The sequence below is a fragment of the Ruegeria sp. AB8 genome (assembly GCF_056542605.1).
The window spans coordinates 322,314-337,526 of the sequence record NZ_JBQGAB010000002.1; the positions used below are offsets into that span (position 1 = coordinate 322,314).

14 protein-coding genes are annotated in these 15,213 nt (G+C 57.2%); 3 read left to right on the top strand and 11 right to left on the bottom strand.

The features are described from left to right. Positions 1-16: 16 nt before the first annotated feature. From ACR0CG_RS03770 to ACR0CG_RS03780, 3 genes are all read right to left on the bottom strand, one after another. Complete coding sequence (locus ACR0CG_RS03770) at positions 17-2,272, bottom strand: right-handed parallel beta-helix repeat-containing protein (RefSeq protein ID WP_480522897.1); 2,256 nt, start codon at positions 2,270-2,272, stop codon at positions 17-19. A 170-nt stretch (positions 2,273-2,442) separates the two neighbouring features. Further along, entirely contained in the window at positions 2,443-2,844 is a 402-nt protein-coding gene (locus ACR0CG_RS03775) for a DUF4864 domain-containing protein (protein ID WP_480522898.1), read from the bottom strand. A gap of 48 nt (positions 2,845-2,892) precedes the next feature. Next, positions 2,893-4,467, bottom strand: a complete 1,575-nt coding sequence (locus ACR0CG_RS03780) for a lysine--tRNA ligase (protein WP_480522899.1) — start codon at positions 4,465-4,467, stop codon at positions 2,893-2,895. Positions 4,468-4,706: 239 nt separating this feature from the next. Here ACR0CG_RS03780 and ACR0CG_RS03785 point away from each other — a divergent pair, with 239 nt between their 5' ends. Next, positions 4,707-5,114, top strand: coding sequence for a hypothetical protein (locus ACR0CG_RS03785; RefSeq protein ID WP_170679731.1), 408 nt, complete (start codon positions 4,707-4,709; stop codon positions 5,112-5,114). Positions 5,115-5,124: 10 nt separating this feature from the next. Here ACR0CG_RS03785 and hemF read toward each other — a convergent pair whose 3' ends face one another. From hemF to clpS, 4 genes are read right to left on the bottom strand one after another with little or no spacing between them, the layout of a single operon-like run. After that, the gene (hemF, locus tag ACR0CG_RS03790) at positions 5,125-6,009 is read right to left on the bottom strand and encodes an oxygen-dependent coproporphyrinogen oxidase (RefSeq protein ID WP_480522900.1); all 885 of its coding nucleotides are present in this window, start codon (positions 6,007-6,009) and stop codon (positions 5,125-5,127) included. A gap of 5 nt (positions 6,010-6,014) precedes the next feature. Next, entirely contained in the window at positions 6,015-6,815 is an 801-nt protein-coding gene (locus ACR0CG_RS03795; protein ID WP_480522901.1) for an SDR family NAD(P)-dependent oxidoreductase, read from the bottom strand. A gap of 37 nt (positions 6,816-6,852) precedes the next feature. After that, complete coding sequence (locus ACR0CG_RS03800) at positions 6,853-7,818, bottom strand: class I SAM-dependent methyltransferase (RefSeq protein ID WP_480522902.1); 966 nt, start codon at positions 7,816-7,818, stop codon at positions 6,853-6,855. A 53-nt stretch (positions 7,819-7,871) separates the two neighbouring features. Continuing rightward, positions 7,872-8,213: an ATP-dependent Clp protease adapter ClpS gene (gene clpS, locus ACR0CG_RS03805; RefSeq protein ID WP_170614437.1), complete on the bottom strand. Its 342-nt coding sequence runs from the start codon at positions 8,211-8,213 to the stop codon at positions 7,872-7,874. Positions 8,214-8,304: 91 nt separating this feature from the next. On the opposite strand from clpS, the gene ACR0CG_RS03810 reads away from it, so the two are divergent. Beyond that, positions 8,305-9,006 carry an HAD family hydrolase gene (locus ACR0CG_RS03810; RefSeq protein ID WP_480522903.1) on the top strand — a complete coding sequence of 234 codons (702 nt, stop codon included), beginning with the start codon at positions 8,305-8,307 and terminating at the stop codon, positions 9,004-9,006. 277 nt (positions 9,007-9,283) lie between these two features. Next, complete coding sequence (locus tag ACR0CG_RS03815) at positions 9,284-10,684, top strand: D-alanyl-D-alanine carboxypeptidase family protein (protein WP_480522904.1); 1,401 nt, start codon at positions 9,284-9,286, stop codon at positions 10,682-10,684. 60 nt (positions 10,685-10,744) lie between these two features. Here the strand turns inward: ACR0CG_RS03815 and ACR0CG_RS03820 are convergent, their stop codons facing one another. The 4 genes from ACR0CG_RS03820 to ACR0CG_RS03835 form a co-directional block, all read right to left on the bottom strand. Next, positions 10,745-11,992, bottom strand: a complete 1,248-nt coding sequence (locus ACR0CG_RS03820; protein WP_480522905.1) for a hypothetical protein — start codon at positions 11,990-11,992, stop codon at positions 10,745-10,747. Positions 11,993-12,164: 172 nt separating this feature from the next. Continuing rightward, positions 12,165-12,926: a LamB/YcsF family protein gene (locus ACR0CG_RS03825; protein ID WP_480522906.1), complete on the bottom strand. Its 762-nt coding sequence runs from the start codon at positions 12,924-12,926 to the stop codon at positions 12,165-12,167. Between the two features lie 12 nt (positions 12,927-12,938). After that, the gene (locus ACR0CG_RS03830) at positions 12,939-13,937 is read right to left on the bottom strand and encodes a 5-oxoprolinase subunit C family protein (RefSeq protein WP_480522907.1); all 999 of its coding nucleotides are present in this window, start codon (positions 13,935-13,937) and stop codon (positions 12,939-12,941) included. Next, positions 13,937-14,683, bottom strand: coding sequence for a 5-oxoprolinase subunit B family protein (locus ACR0CG_RS03835; RefSeq protein WP_480522908.1), 747 nt, complete (start codon positions 14,681-14,683; stop codon positions 13,937-13,939). Before ACR0CG_RS03835 ends, ACR0CG_RS03830 begins: the two co-directional genes overlap by 1 nt. Between the last annotated feature and the right edge of the window lie 530 nt (positions 14,684-15,213).

Here is a 15,213-nt window from a genome sequence, read left to right on the forward strand (position 1 = left end):
GACGGCCATGTCGGCCTCAGCTGTCCATGCGTAGGGTAACGGATACTTCGCCGCTAAGTTGCTCTGGCCAGCGGAGGATCACGTCGCGAGCGCCAAAACCCTGTTCGAGCTCGGCATATGGGCTCGCGTGGCTCACACTGCCAAACACCGTTCTCAGGGGACCAAGCGTGGTCACGGCGTCACACCCCCGCGCTTTGCCCGCGAATGGAAGCTTGCCCACCGACAACACACCCCATGCAAAGGATGGCGTCTGTTGCTTGTGCCGCACCCGAACCGGGTTTTCTGAATCCGTCAGCGTTCCGTGGAATGTATTGTGTTGGAACGTGACATTCATGTGTGCGTTATTGTTCAGGTCCGCAAAGCTCGTGTCCACGCGTTCGGCCTTGTAGATACTCCCGCTCGAAGACCGGAACTTGTTTCCAGTGACGATAAAGCCGTTCAGGAAGTGGCCGGGGCCGTGCGGTCGGATAACGATGAAACTGAACCATGACGGCGCCTCGCTACAGTAAAAAATATTGTCTGTGATACTCAGCGCGCTGAAGGAATAGCCGGACGTATAGGTCGGAGCGGCATCCCGTTCATTCGTCCATTCGAAGTAGCAGTTGTCGATGTAGTTCTCTGCAATGGTCGAACTGTTGTAAGTGCGCGTCAGGATCAACCCGGCGGTTCGCAACCCCTGCGGAATGCTGTCGCCCTGAAAGAAATGATTGCCCAGAATCAAGTTGTTGGTGCCGCCCAACAGAGCAAAATGCAGGAACCGGACCGCCCGATTGTGCCGCAGTTTGACATCATTAGCTGTTGCATTGAGGGCGATCGAACGGCGATCGGTAACGTTCAGGGACTCCTCGGCGGACAGGAACTGGCAATTGTCGATCAGCATGCCCTGACAACCGGTTCCGATGGATGTGATCCCCCGATCCATGGGACGGCTGATAAAGCAATTGCTGACCGCAAACGTGCTGCCGGATGGAGCCAGGCGAATGGCGCTACATCTGCTGTTGCACTGCAATTCGATCTCTTCCAGGCCGAACTTCCGCAGCGTGTCGAAGCCGCTGAAATCAAGCAGATACTTGAAGCTGGTGAAGGTGAAGGTCTGTGTGCCAGCAGCATTGTAAATCGGCGCGTTCAGCGTGATTTCACCGGCACCCTCGTTCTTCGAGCGGACGTAGATCTCGCGCCCGACACCATTGCCCTGGACCAGAGCACCAACCGGAATATTCGCAACGTTGGCGACATTTGTCAGCCGTGTTTGGTCCGCAGGGTTGTAGGTTGCGACCGAGGTGAAGATCTCGGTGTCCCAGGTCGAGCTGCTTTTGACGTCAAACTGACCATTGCGGATCACGCGCCGGGTTGAAAAACCACTTTGCTTATTGGGAACGGCAGCGGCCATGTCGATGGGCTGGCTGACCGAAATCTTGCGCCCGCCCATATCCAGCGATTCATGATCTGAATTGTTCAGCAAAGCCTGAAACGCTTTTTTGAAAGCAAGCTCTTCATCGCCAAAGGCCGATATATAAGTCGGCAGGTCAAAACCTTGGGTCAGCAACAGCATCTTGTCGTCGGGCATTGTAACGGTGCCCTCAAAATCAACTTCTGACACGATGGTTGTGTTTTCTGCCAGCAAACAAGTACCCTGCGGCACAAACACACGACGGCCCCCCGCCGCCTGATCGGCTGCTTCGAACGCAAGGGAATCGTCCACAACCCCATCGCCGACTGCGCCGAAATCCGTGACATCCACGATGCTGATCATGTCGCGCAGAAAAACACTCGTGATGTCGGTGATCTGAAGATCGTCAATGCGCACCACGGCCCCGTTTGGCCCGTCGATATCCAGACCGAAATGTCCATACAGTGCCTGTGCGCCCCACGCCATGTCGACGCCAGCCCGCTGGCCAGTTCCGACAATGGCGGTAATCTCATGAACTGTGCCGTACCCCGACAATTGCGTGGCAGGCCCCTGTTCGACGACACCGGTCACGTGCACGTCGCCGGCACCACCGGCCCACCCTGCGATCCTGACGGTGGGCAAGGGACCACTGATGGCTTTGACCCGTGCCTTGATTTGCAGGTAACAGCCGGGCAGCAACGGCGTCTGCCCCATATACCGCAAGTGTTGGGTCGTGCTCACTTTGAGGATTTCGAGACATCCGGCAAAGTTCGGATCCGAGGGCACAAATGCGCCCGTACCCGACCCGGCATATGTCGGAGACCCCGGGGTGCCATCGCCGCTTGACCAGACGCCCAAGCCATCTGCGAACTGAGGCGGCATAAACACGATGCCGTCGGTGATTGCCTTGTTAATTCGAATCCCTTTCCCAAGCGCTGCCGATCAGATTGCAGCGCGCACCAGACCATTGCCCGGGTGAATTCCGGGCGCGAAAGTCTGGATAACGAATGGGGATTAACCGGGTCTCATGTCACCGTGACGGTCGTGTTGCGTCAGGCTGCGGGGTCTGCTTTCCCCAGCAACTGAACCGCGTTGATTTTCCAGCCGTCTTCCTGCTGAACCATCTGATAGTCCAGGATATGGGTTTGGCCGCGACCATCCACGATCAGAACTTTCTGCCACAGCGCCCCGGCAATTTCGCGCAGTTCCAGAAACCGCAGGTCCGACGGGCGCCAGACCATCGGATATCCATTGCGAACCATTGCCCCGAAATTATCGGGGTTTCGGAACAGACGCTGGATATTCGGGCTGGCGAAAGTAAAGGCGGTATCAAAATCATCGACTTTGAACGCCTGAATCTGCGCCGCTATATTTGCCTCGATTTCGGAGTTCTGGGCTAAGACGCCCGTAGCCACTGCGACAGATAACGATAAGGCAAGTAATGAACGACGCATGGGGTCACCTCCTGACGGAAGGGTAGCCCCATGCGGGATCAGGTCAAATCAGGCCAGTTTTCCGGCCAACGCCTTGTCGATCAGCGCGATGGTTTCAGGCACGCCATAGAGCGCAATGAAGCCGCCGAAACGCGGCCCTTGAGAGGCGCCAAGCAACACTTCGTACAAGGCGGTGAACCAGCCGCGCATCGGATCAAACCGTTCGCGTCCGATGGAATAAACCACAGATTGTAGCGCCTCATCCTCGATAGGCCCGTCATACACTTCAAGCGCGGCTTTCAGCGCCCCCAGTGCTTCACGCTCCTGTTCGGTCGGCGCGCGGTGCTGGCGAGTCGGCTTGACGAAATCATTGAAGTAGCGCACCGCGAAGCCTGCCGCCTGATCCAAGTCGGGATGCGTCTCGGCCGTGGCCTCCGGCGCGTAGCGACGGATAAAGCCCCACAGCGCTTCTTTGTCTTCGGCACCAGACACCGATGCCAGATTCAGCAGCATCGCGAACGGAACCATCAGCGTGGATTCAGGGACATCTCCACCATGGATATGCCAAACGGGGTTGTTCAATTGTGCCTTCAGATCCTGCCCCGGATAAGCGCGCAGCTGTTGATGATACTCATCATAGGCCTTTGGGATCACGTCGAAATGCATCCGTTTCGCCGTCTTGGGCTTCTGATACATGAAATATGCCAGCGACTCTGTCGGTGCGTAGGTCAGCCATTCATCAATCGACACGCCATTGCCGGAGGATTTAGAGATCTTCTGCCCGTTCTCATCCAGAAACAGCTCGTAAGAAAAATGCTCGGGCGCGCGACCACCCAGGGCCCGGCAGATTGCGTCGTAGATTTTCTCGTTGGTGGCATGTTCCTTGCCATACATCTCGAAATCCACACCCAGCGCCGCCCAGCGTGCGCCGAAATCCGGCTTCCACTGCAGTTTGACGTGGCCACCGGTGACAGGAACCGTCCATTCCTTACCAGTCTCATCGTCAAAGGTCACAGTATAGGTCTCGGCGCAGACCTTTTTCATCGGCACATACATCACCCGCCCGCTTTCGGGGTGCAGGGGCAGGAAGATCGAATAGGTCTGCTGACGCTCTTCCCGGAGGCTTTTGAGCATGATCGCCATGATCTCGTCATAACGCTCGACCGCGCGCTTGAGCACTTCGTCAAACTGCCCGGACTCATAAAATTCCTTGGCCGAGTAGAACTCGTACTCGAAACCAAATGTGTCCAGAAACCGCCGCAGCATCGCATTGTTATGCTCGCCGAAGCTGTCATATTCGCCAAACGGGTCCGGCACCGAGGTCAGCGGGCGCTGCAGATGCTGCTCCAGAATCTCGGGGTTCGGCACATTGGTCGGCACCTTGCGCATTCCGTCCAGATCGTCCGAGAAACAGATCAGCTTGGTCGGAATATCCGACAACGCTTCAAATGCGCGCTTGACCATCGTGGTCCGCGCGACCTCGCCGAAGGTGCCGATATGCGGCAGACCGGATGGGCCGTAGCCGGTTTCGAACAGCACATACCCCTTATCCGGAGCCCCTTTCTGATAGCGTTTGAGCAACCGACGCGCCTCTTCAAAGGGCCAGGCCTTGGACGACATCGCGGTTTCACGCAGGTCAGACATTTGCTTTGAACTCCATAGGGAAATGCGCAGGCCGCCCGATGCGACCAACCCGGCCTCTCCTATTGTGCCGGTGCAGCATGAGTCAATAAAGGGCGTTCGTTTTACCGGCAAATTCGAGCCGTCTGCCAAATGCACAGGGGTAAAACACTGAAAAAGGGCAGGCGACCACGGCTTTACTCGACGCGCAGCACAATTATTATTTTATATCGGATAACTTGGGTTACACGGAGGCGATCAAGATGCGGATTGCAAAGACTGCGGCTCTGGCGATGTTGATCGTCATACCGGGGATAGCACAGGCGGTCGGTTTTGGCATTGCCGTGCGGCCCGCGTTTCGGACCACGGTGACGCCGCTGCCAAACGGTGTCTACGAGGTTGCCGCGATCGGCACTTCTGCCCCGGTGGCGTACTGGTGCGGCATAGGGGATTATGCAATCCGGACGCTGAGAACCAAATCCAACCAACGCATATATATTGCCGGCGCCTATGTGCCCAAAGCAAGGACTGTACAGTTCTCGCTGACACCGCCCGAGGGTGCCGATACCAGCCCGGGCTATTCCGTCACCGTCAAACGGGTAGGCGCGAACATGACGGCGGCCTCAGCACAGGACTATTGCTATGACAATTTCATGGATTTCGGGTTCTGAACGAGATTGATCAGACCCATTTGGCCATAGGCGGCAGGCTCATCAGAACGGCGTCCGGATCGTGCCCGGTTTCCAGTCCGAATTTGGTGCCCCGGTCGTAGACCAGATTGTATTCCGCATAAAGCCCGCGATGCACAAGCTGAGCGTTCTTGTGGATGTCATCAAACCCCTGGACCCGGCGCCTTTCCACCAATGGCAGGAACGCAGGCAGGAATGCGCGGCCGATGTCCTGCGTCAGGGCAAAATCAGCCTGCCAGTCGCCGGTGCAGTAATCATCCATGAAAATGCCGCCAACCCCGCGTGCCCTTTTCCGGTGGGGGATATAGAAATACTCGTCAGCCCAATCCTTCAGCCGCGGGTAATGTCCTGGCCCGTGCGGGTCCAGATGGGCTTTTTGGGTGGCGTGGAAATGCGCAGTGTCCTCGTCATATTCAATGCAGGGATTCAGGTCTGAACCGCCCCCGAACCACCAGGCATGAGGTGTCCAGAACATCCGCGTGTTCATGTGCACCGCTGGTACGTGCGGGTTTTGCATGTGCGCGACAAGGCTGATGCCTGATGCCCAGAACCTGGGGTCTTCGGTCATGCCCGGAACACCCTTGCGGGCTGCCATGGCCTGCTGCGCACGCTCGCCCAGTGATCCGTACACGGTCGAGACGTTGACACCGACTTTTTCAAAAACGCGCCCACCGCGCAGGACCGACATCAACCCGCCACCTGCGTCCGATCCATCCTCTGATTGCCGCGTGGTTTGTTTGACTTCAAAACGTCCGGCTGCGGCGTCCGAAAACGGCCCGGTCTCATGTGTATCCTCCAGAGACTCGAACGCATCAACGATTTCATCACGCAATTGGCGGAACCATGCGGCAGCGGCGGATTTTTCGTTTTCGAACATTTGTCTCAGTGCGCTGGAGCGGCGACCGGATCCAGCAGGGTTCGGCCTCCGTCGATTGTCATGATCTGACCAGTAATGAAGCCGGCCGCATCAGAGGCCAGAAACTGCGCGGTTTCCGCCAGTTCGTTCGGAGCAGCAATCCGGGCCAAAGGTGTATGTTTTTCAATGTCTTTGCGAAAATCGCGGTTTTCTTTCAGGGTTGATTGCAGTGACGCGCTCATGACCGAGCCCAATGCGATTGAATTGACGCGGATACGGTTCGGCGCCAGTGCAACCGCCAGAGAACGCGTCATCTGATCCAGTGCAGCGGTCGAGACAGAATAAGCCAGCAAATCGGGGTGCGTGCGCCGCGCCGCTATGGAAGACAAGTTGATGATCGAACCCGCAGGGCCATCATCCTGATCTTCGGCCTGTTTCGTCATGCGTTTGGCAACCAGCTGACTGAGCCGCAAGGCAGGCATCAGGTTCTGGTTCAGCAAATCACGGACCGAGTCGTCATCCGCATCCAGCGGGTCCGTCTGCCGGACCTGTCTTGATCCATTGACCAGAATATCCACCTGATCAAAGGCATCGATGGTTGCGGAAAGCAAATTGGCAATGGTCAGCTTCTCGCGCAGATCGCCTGCGAAATACCGAATGTTGCTGTCATCTGCCTGTTCCCCCAACTCCTCGATCAATCGCTTTTCGTCCATATCCGCGAACATGACGTTTGCGCCCGCATCCGCAAAGTGACGGCCGATTGCCAGGCCGACACCACTGGCACCGCCTGTTACGATTGCGGTTTTGCCTGATATGGAAAACGACATGAGCTTCCTCCGGAGGTTTGGCGCAGGTTAACCGGGATCACCGGCGAGGGCGAGAGGCGTGGAACACCTTGAAACGGTTGTCACCGGCGACCTCTTCAACTTGCCTGAAACAGTCTGACAACGTGGCCTCATAGGGCAGATGCCGGTTTGCGACGATCCACAGTTCGCCATTGCGGGTCAGGTTGCGTGCTGCCGCCTTGATAAAGTCCTGGCCCAGCGCAGGTTCAGCGCTTCTTCCGGTGTGAAAGGGTGGGTTCATTATCACCGTGTCCAAGGGCTCGGGCGCTTTCCACGTCACGGCATCAGCCCAATGAAAATACGCAACCCGAGAAGTCACGTTAGAGCGGGCGCAGGACAACGCTGTATGATCGGCCTCGACCACATGCAGCGTGCGAACTTCGGCTCGTTCCAGCAGTTTGGCCGAAAGAAATCCCCAGCCCGCGCCGAGATCGGCAACCCGAGGCCCCGGATTTTCAGGCAGTACCTGCGCCAGCAATGCCGATGCCGGATCGATACCGTCAGCCGAGAAGACACCGGGGGCTGTTAGATAGCCGTCAGCGTGCTGAACTTCCGGCGCGGCCCAGTCGGAAAAGGTCGATTTGTCGGACTGGAACCAGAAAATCTTGCCATGCGCCTTTGCAATCGGTCCCTCGACTGGCACCCGTTTGCGAACGTCTTTGAGAATGCTGTCAACGCCATTCGTTTTGCCGCCGTCGACGACGACCCTACCGCTGGCACGGTGACACGCCTGATGAATCATGGACCGGGCAAGCGCTTTGGCGCGTGGCAAAAAGACAATTGCGTCCTCGCAGGGTTCCTCAGATGCCGGCGTGACATCGAAACCCAACGTCGCGAAATGGTCGTGGAAGGGTTTGAAGGGCTGAACCACCTGAGTTCCGCGTGGCAGAGCGGAAAGATTGTAATCCGGCGAAGGGCCGATCACGGTCAGCGGCTGCGACAGCACCAGACCGCTTTCCAGAGCAAGATCAATACGTGACGTCATGTGTGATACCGGCAAGAGGTCCGGCTCGGAGCATCAGGCCCGGCCGCTTTTGCTTACTCTTCTCTTTCCATGGTGCATTGCAGGGGGTGTTGGTGCCTGCGGGCGAAATCCATTACCTGTCCCACTTTGGTTTCGGCGATCTCGTGGCTGAAGACACCCACGACGGCAACACCCTTCTTATGGACCGTCAGCATGATCTCGAACGCCTGTGCATGGGTCATCCCGAAGAATCGCTCCAGTACATGCACCACAAATTCCATCGGCGTGTAGTCGTCGTTCAGCAGCAGAACCTTGTACAATGGCGGACGCTTGGTCTTGGGGCGTGTCTGCACAAGAACCGACGAGTTCGCATCGTCGTCCGATTGGTCAGACATCATCCATTGGTAATGCAGCATCGCGTTTAACAATTCGATTCAGGCTTCGGTTTATCTGAGCGCTTATATAACGTCGTTGGCGTCAGAGGAAAGAGCAAGCGGACGTATCGGAATGCATGAAAAACTGACCACCATCGGCTTCGATGCAGACGACACACTGTGGCACAACGAGCGATTCTTTCAGCTCACCCAGGCCCATTTCGCGGATCTGCTGGCCGATCACGCGGACCGCGATCACTTGATGGATCGCCTGTTGGCTGCCGAAAAGCGGAATATCCGTCACTATGGATACGGTATCAAGGGCTTTACCCTGTCCATGATCGAAACTGCGATCGAAGTGACCGAGGATCGGGTGCCCGCATCCGTCATTCGGCAGCTTATCAATGCGGGGCAGGAGATGCTGGCCCACCCGATCGAGCTTTTGCCGCATGCACAGGCCGCTATCGAAGGTGTATGTGAAACCCACCGTGTGATTCTGATCACCAAGGGAGATCTGATCGATCAGGAAAGGAAACTGGCACAGTCGGGATTGGGCGATCTGTTTGATCACGTGGAAATTGTCTCGGAAAAAACACCCGAGGTTTATCGTGGGATTTTCGAACAGCATGGCGATGGTCCGCTGGCTTCGATGATGGTCGGCAACTCGATGCGGTCGGATGTCGTTGCGCCAATTCAGGCCGGCGCATGGGGCGTTCATGTACCGCACGGGCTGGTTTGGGAGGTCGAGCAGGCCGAAACCCCCAGCGACAATCCGCGATTCCACGAGCTTGCCGATCTGGGCGATCTGGTCGATCTCGTCAGGGGTCTGACCTGATGTTGCCAATAGGTCTCAGTTTCATAAATTCTTGATCTACCGTGACCAAACCCGAGTCCGGGGTGTGCATCTAGTGGGCGGATTTGGCCGCACCGCTACATATTGGGGTTTTGTTAGGCGTCACGAATGGGCGAATTGCCCAGCTTTCGGTTTATTTAGCGACAGCCCTGTGCTAGCCTTGTGCCAACAAAATAAATGAAGCCGACCGGGAAAACCCGGCGGTGCGAGGCAGACAGAGGCAAAGATCGTGCAGATTCGGCGGACAGTTCCAGCCCGAATGGGCTTATTCCTTACAGCACTGTTGTGGTTACTTGTTTTTGTGCCATTGCAGGCCATTGCAGCACCCTACGCGGCGATGGTGATTGATGCGCGCACCGGTGAGGTTCTTCATTCGCGCAATGCCGATACGCGCCTTCACCCGGCCTCTCTGACCAAGATGATGACGCTATACATTGCGTTTGAGGCGGTGCGTAACGGTGAAATCACGCTGGATACGCCGGTTCGGATCACCAGCAAGGCTGCTTCCGAGCCGCCTTCAAAACTGGGCCTGCGGACCGGACAAACCATCGCGTTTCGCTATCTGATCCGCGCAGCCGCAGTAAAATCGGCCAATGATGCGGCCACGGCCATCGGGATTACTCTCAGCGGGTCCGAGGCAGCCTTTGCCCGCCGCATGACGCGCACGGCCAAGGCGATGGGGATGAGCCGCACGACGTTCAAGAACGCGCACGGCTTGACCGAGTCCGGTCATTTGTCGACGGCCCGCGACATGACAACGCTGGGGCGCCATCTGCTTTATGATTATCCGCAGTACTATAACCTGTTTTCGCGACAGTCGACGCATGCGGGCATTAAGACCGTGCCCAACACCAACCGCCGGTTGCTGGCTGCGTACAAAGGCGCGGACGGGATCAAAACCGGATACACACGGGCTGCGGGTTTCAACCTTGTTGCATCGGCCAAGCGCAAGGATGAACGGATCATTGCAACTGTCTTTGGCGGCAAGTCGGGCGCGTCGCGCAACGCCAAGGTGGCCGAACTGCTGGACATGGGTTTCCGCCGGGCTCCGTCGCGCGCGCCAATTCGCAAACCCGCACGTCCTGCCTATGCAGGAAACGCCGGGCTGGGCAGTGCTACGCAGGTCGCCAGCCTTGTAGGCGCGCCGGAAAAAAGCCTGCGACCGGTCCTTCGCCCAACCGCTGGTGGTGCAGTGCAGGTGGCAGGAACCGTCGCCAAAACAGCAGCCCAGAACGGAGAGCGTATTCAGGACGGGATAGCGGCAGCGATTGCGGCGGCAGATATCGCGCCGACCGCACCTCCTGTCGAAAATTCGGACACGCGTCCGGCGCTTCGCCCGGACAATCTGGTTTTGGCGTCGGCCGAACCTGCAAAGGAGCCCGAACCCGAGCAGGAGGTCGTTACCCGGCTGTCTACGTCAGGTGGGCATCTTTGGGGCGTGAACGTGGGACGCTACACAACCCGGTATGAAGCTGAGAAGATTCTGCTGAAAACGGCGCTGTCGGAGATGACCACGCTGGAAGGTACGTTGCGCAAGGTGAACCAAAGCTCGCGCGGGTTTGACGCCACCTTTCAGGGCATGACCCGCGAACAGGCCGATCTGGCCTGCCGCCGCCTGCAGGCGCGCAATGTCACATGTTTCATGATCGGGCCATCATAAGGCCCGGCATATTCTCTCCTGGATGGGTCTGGGCTGCGAGTTCCCCTCGCAGCCTTTTTTTCAGTCGAATACGTGGCCGTGTTCGTATTGCTCATCCTGACCGGCGGCGGCTGTCAGGGCAGCGACGTTATCCTTGGTGAAGAACCCGTCATACTTGTGGCAGCGTTCGATATACTCGGTGATCAGCAAAGTGTTCTTCGAGTGTTTAGAGAAGATCTGTTTAAGGTTTGGGTCGTCTTTGCATTCGCCCACCACATGGGCCAGAAACGGCACGCCCTTGTCCTTGAGGGTGTTCACCACGAAATCGACGTTCTTTTCACCCGCGCCGTGATCGCCATCCAATATTTCGACGGCCATGTGATGCAGGCGGCGTCCGAAATTGCGGACAAAGTCTTCGGTCGGCATCGGCAGCTTGGCAAATGAATTCACGAATGACGGTGTGTTGTTGGCCGTAAACACCTTGGCAGGCGACTTCTTGTCGTCATCGACATTGGCGTTCCGGTTCACATTCGTGGACGAATTCATGTCAAAGATGTTGTATGCCCCCCAGAAATAGTAGGGCACCATGGTCAGGAACTCGAGGATCGCATCTTCCCGCTCACCGGCCAGAACACGGGTGGCCAGATGGTCGAACCCCAGCATCAAGGGACCGATCTTGGTGTCTTCCGCGAAGGCCGCCGCCTCATGCAGAAGCTGCTTCTCGGCGTCGCTCAGCAAGACGCGGTCGCCCAGGCCAAGGCTGTCGGGATCATTGAAATCATGTGAGGAATAGCCGACCCGGTTGCAGGTGAAATCCGACGGGGTGGTAAAGCGGAATCCGTCCAGCGTGTAAAACGGATTCTCGGTATCACCGCTATATTCAAATCGGATGTTCTGATCTTCCAGTGTTTTGCTCAGATCATTCAGGTTCGAGGCCGCGAATACCTCACCCACGTACCGGGTTTGCGGTGTTTTGCGGGCCAGAGGGTACATGCGGTTGATGCGGGGTATGAAATCCTCGAACGTTTCGCTCAGCGGGGCCATGATGATCAGCGCCGGATATTCGGGGTGAGAGTGCATTACCGCGAACTTGTGCGTCGCCCCAAGATAGCTTGCCGAGTGGCGATACGGCGTCATCACGTAAAGTTCGACCATCGTGTCGAACAACGCATTCGGTTCGACCTGAATGACAATCGCCCGCATTGGTCCGACCTGACCAGCAATTCCGGAACTGGTCCGCCGCTCATAAATCATTGGCAGATACTCAGTGAAAAATTCGGAATTCTTCTTGTCGCCTCTGGGCTGATACGACATCAGGTCGAAAGACATTTGTGTGCCTCCTTGCGAGAAAACAGGCTGCGACGGGATTGGCCGGACCAACCATCGCGAACTACGTTGTTTCAATTACAGTATTCAGAACATGCACTTGCGCACATGCTAGGGGCTGACCGGCAATCGGGCAACAGTAAGATATCGGGGGCAGATGGTTGCGAAGACCTGTCTATCTGGTGAATTTTGTGACCTCGACCCCGCCGTCAATCAGGTTCTGGCGTACCGAGCGGGCGATCTGAACGGCGGTCGGTCCGTCGCCGTGCAAACAGATCGTGTCGATCGAAGTTTCCAGCCGCTTGCCGCTTTCGGTGATTATGGCACCTTCTCGGACCATGTTCAGAATGCGTGGCCCGGCGATGTCGGCGTCGTGAATGACGGCACCGGGCAAGCTACGGTCGACCAGAGTGCCATCATTGTTGTAAGCGCGATCGGCGAATATCTCGCCCACCCAGTTGCAGCCCAGTTCGCGCACGGCTTCTTCCTGCCGGGTTACTGCCAGAACCATTATGATGATGTCCGGGTCCACGTCCAAGGCACCCTGATAGCAAGCCCGCGCCATGTCTAGATCGACCGAGCACATGTTGGCCAGCGCGCCGTGCAGCTTCAGGTGGCGTACATGGGTCCCCACTGCTTTCGCCACCCCAATGGCGGCGCCCAATTGATACCGCACCAGATTGCGCAGGCTGGCATGCGGCACTTTCATGTTGCGCCGTCCGAAGCCCTGAAGGTCGGGGAAGCCGGGATGCGCGCCAATGCCGACGTCATTTTCAGCGGCAGTGGCCATTGCTTTTGCCATCACATCCGGATCGCCCGCGTGAAAGCCGCAGGCTATATTGGCCGAGGTGATGATCTTTAGAAGGTTCTCGTCGTCCCCCATTTTCCAGGGCCCAAAGCTTTCACCCATATCGGCATTCAGATCAACGCGGGGCATCGGCATATCTCCTTAGTCGGTGGCAGAGACGACTCCGCCGATTAATTGGTAAGACAACAGGTCGGCGATGTCATGCGGATCGCGCACAAGTGCCTCGACACGGCCCGGCAGGCGCGCAAGTTCAGATTGGTAAGCGGCATGCAGGTTCAGGGCCTCGTCCATGGTAACAAACGAAAACCGAATCTTTCCACCCGCCGGGGTCTGCGCAGCGCGCGGCAAATCGCATGGTAGAACGGTAGCGACACGCGGGTAGCCTCCGGTGGTCTGGCACTCAGGCAGCAGAATGAAGGGATTTCCAGTGCCGGTCATCTGGATGTCGCCGGGCGTAATGACCTCGGACAGAATATTGAGCTGGCCTTTGGCGGCAAAGCCTTCGCCATCACTCTCCAGTTGCATGCCCATCCGATTGGCCCGCGCGCCCCGCCGGAACTCGGTGGCGGCAAAGCGATCAAGGGTTGCATTGTCAAAGAGAGGGGTCTGAAAACTTCTGACAACGCGCAGTACGCCACCCGAAAACCGATCATCGGGGCGCAGTTTCATCCCAGTATTGCCGTTGTCAGGTCCGGCAACCAAAACATCGCCAGGCTGCAATGGTTGCCCGATCCTGGCGGTCAGGTGGGTCGAGCGGGACCCAAGAAAAACCTCGGCATCAACGCCACCGCCCAGATGCAGGTAGCCATAGTTGCCTTGAAGCGCCGCCCCGATTACCAATCGCTGCCCGGTCTCCAAACTGTGCGAGGCGTGCCACGCGACGGCGCTGCCATCAATGCTGGCCTGCATCGGTGCACCGGTCAAAGCGATGCGAATGGTCCGGGTGGCTTCGAACTCCCCCCCGGTCCCCGCCAATTCCAAAGCTGCACATTCCGGGCTTTGCCCCAACAGGGCCGCGCCTTCGTGCAATGCAAGATTATCGGCGGCTCCTGACCTTGAAAGACCCTGATCCAGATAGCCAGAGCGTCCCTGATCCTGGAGCGTGCAAGATGGGCCAATGCGATGGACGATCAGACTCATCAGACAATCTCCTGACAGGTCGCGCCACCTGTGCCGTCACTGTTTGTTGCCTGAATATGTTCCAACTCCTTACGTGAGACGGGTTCGAATTGCATTTCGTCCCCAGGATTCAATGCAAAGCACGGATCGCTCTCGGGCCGGAAACAGCGAAAGGCAGTCTGCCCCACATGCCGCCATCCGGTCGGCGTTGGGCCGGAGAACAGCACGAACTGCGAGATTGCCAGAACCAAAGCCCCTTCTGGCACCATCGGGTTCAAATCCTTCAGTCTGGGAATGTTGAACTCCGGATCCAATGGCCCGAGATATGGCTGCCCCGGTGCAAAGCCGATTGTCAGCACACGAACCCGGGACTGGCCAAGCCGATGAATCGCTTCACTTGCTGTCAGCCCAGCCGCCCTGGCGGCGTCCTCCAGTTGGGGTGCCAGTTCCGTGCCAAATACCGTTGGCACTCGCCACAGCTTGCGGCCCGAAGGCAAAGCAGCATTGTACCAGTCGTGCTGTTTCAGAAGCGCTTGGACGCGAATCTCCAACTCACGATAGTGCAGGCGTAACGGATCGAACCGAATGTAGACCGATGCAAGAGAGGTCGATGTTTCGCACACACCTTCCCAGTTCCAGTTGTCAACTTCTGTCCGAAACGCCAGCGCTGCACGATTTGACCGTTCTGTCATGGTATCGGCGTAGGTCACCAGAATGCCGTCAAGGCCGACGGTTCGAACCATTGGGAAAGGATCAACGGTATTCATGTTTTGCCATAGCCGGTACTGTTACAGTCGCCCGGGAACCTGACCGCATCTGACGTACGGGCGCAAGTGTTTGGCTGGATGTATCTCCGGTTAACGACTGGGGACAAACGGGTGGGGGAAATCGATCCTCAACGTGCCTTGTTGTGTCAATGGTATCGCCAAACTTGGCGATTCAGACTCGGAAAGCCCGGCGACTCGCCCAATTCGAGTCGTGGCTTCTTGTGTAGCGTATCCACGTAGCCTCTATATATTGTGTGCTGTTCCCGGTCCCGGTACGACTCCAACAAAGAGTCCCGCCTGCTAACCGTGATAGGGGTATGGATTCTAGGGCGATCTGACATCTTATTGCATTGATATTATTGTGGAAAATTATGATTTGCAAAAAATTTCCGCAGAACGTGTTTTTTCGCTTGCGGCTGATAAGTGTTATGCTTAGAACCCCCTTCACCGGCGCTGCTGAGGCGGTGCTGACGGGTCGGGGAGACGGCCTGACGGACTGGAAAGACGGTTGAGACGCTCAGGATAGACTG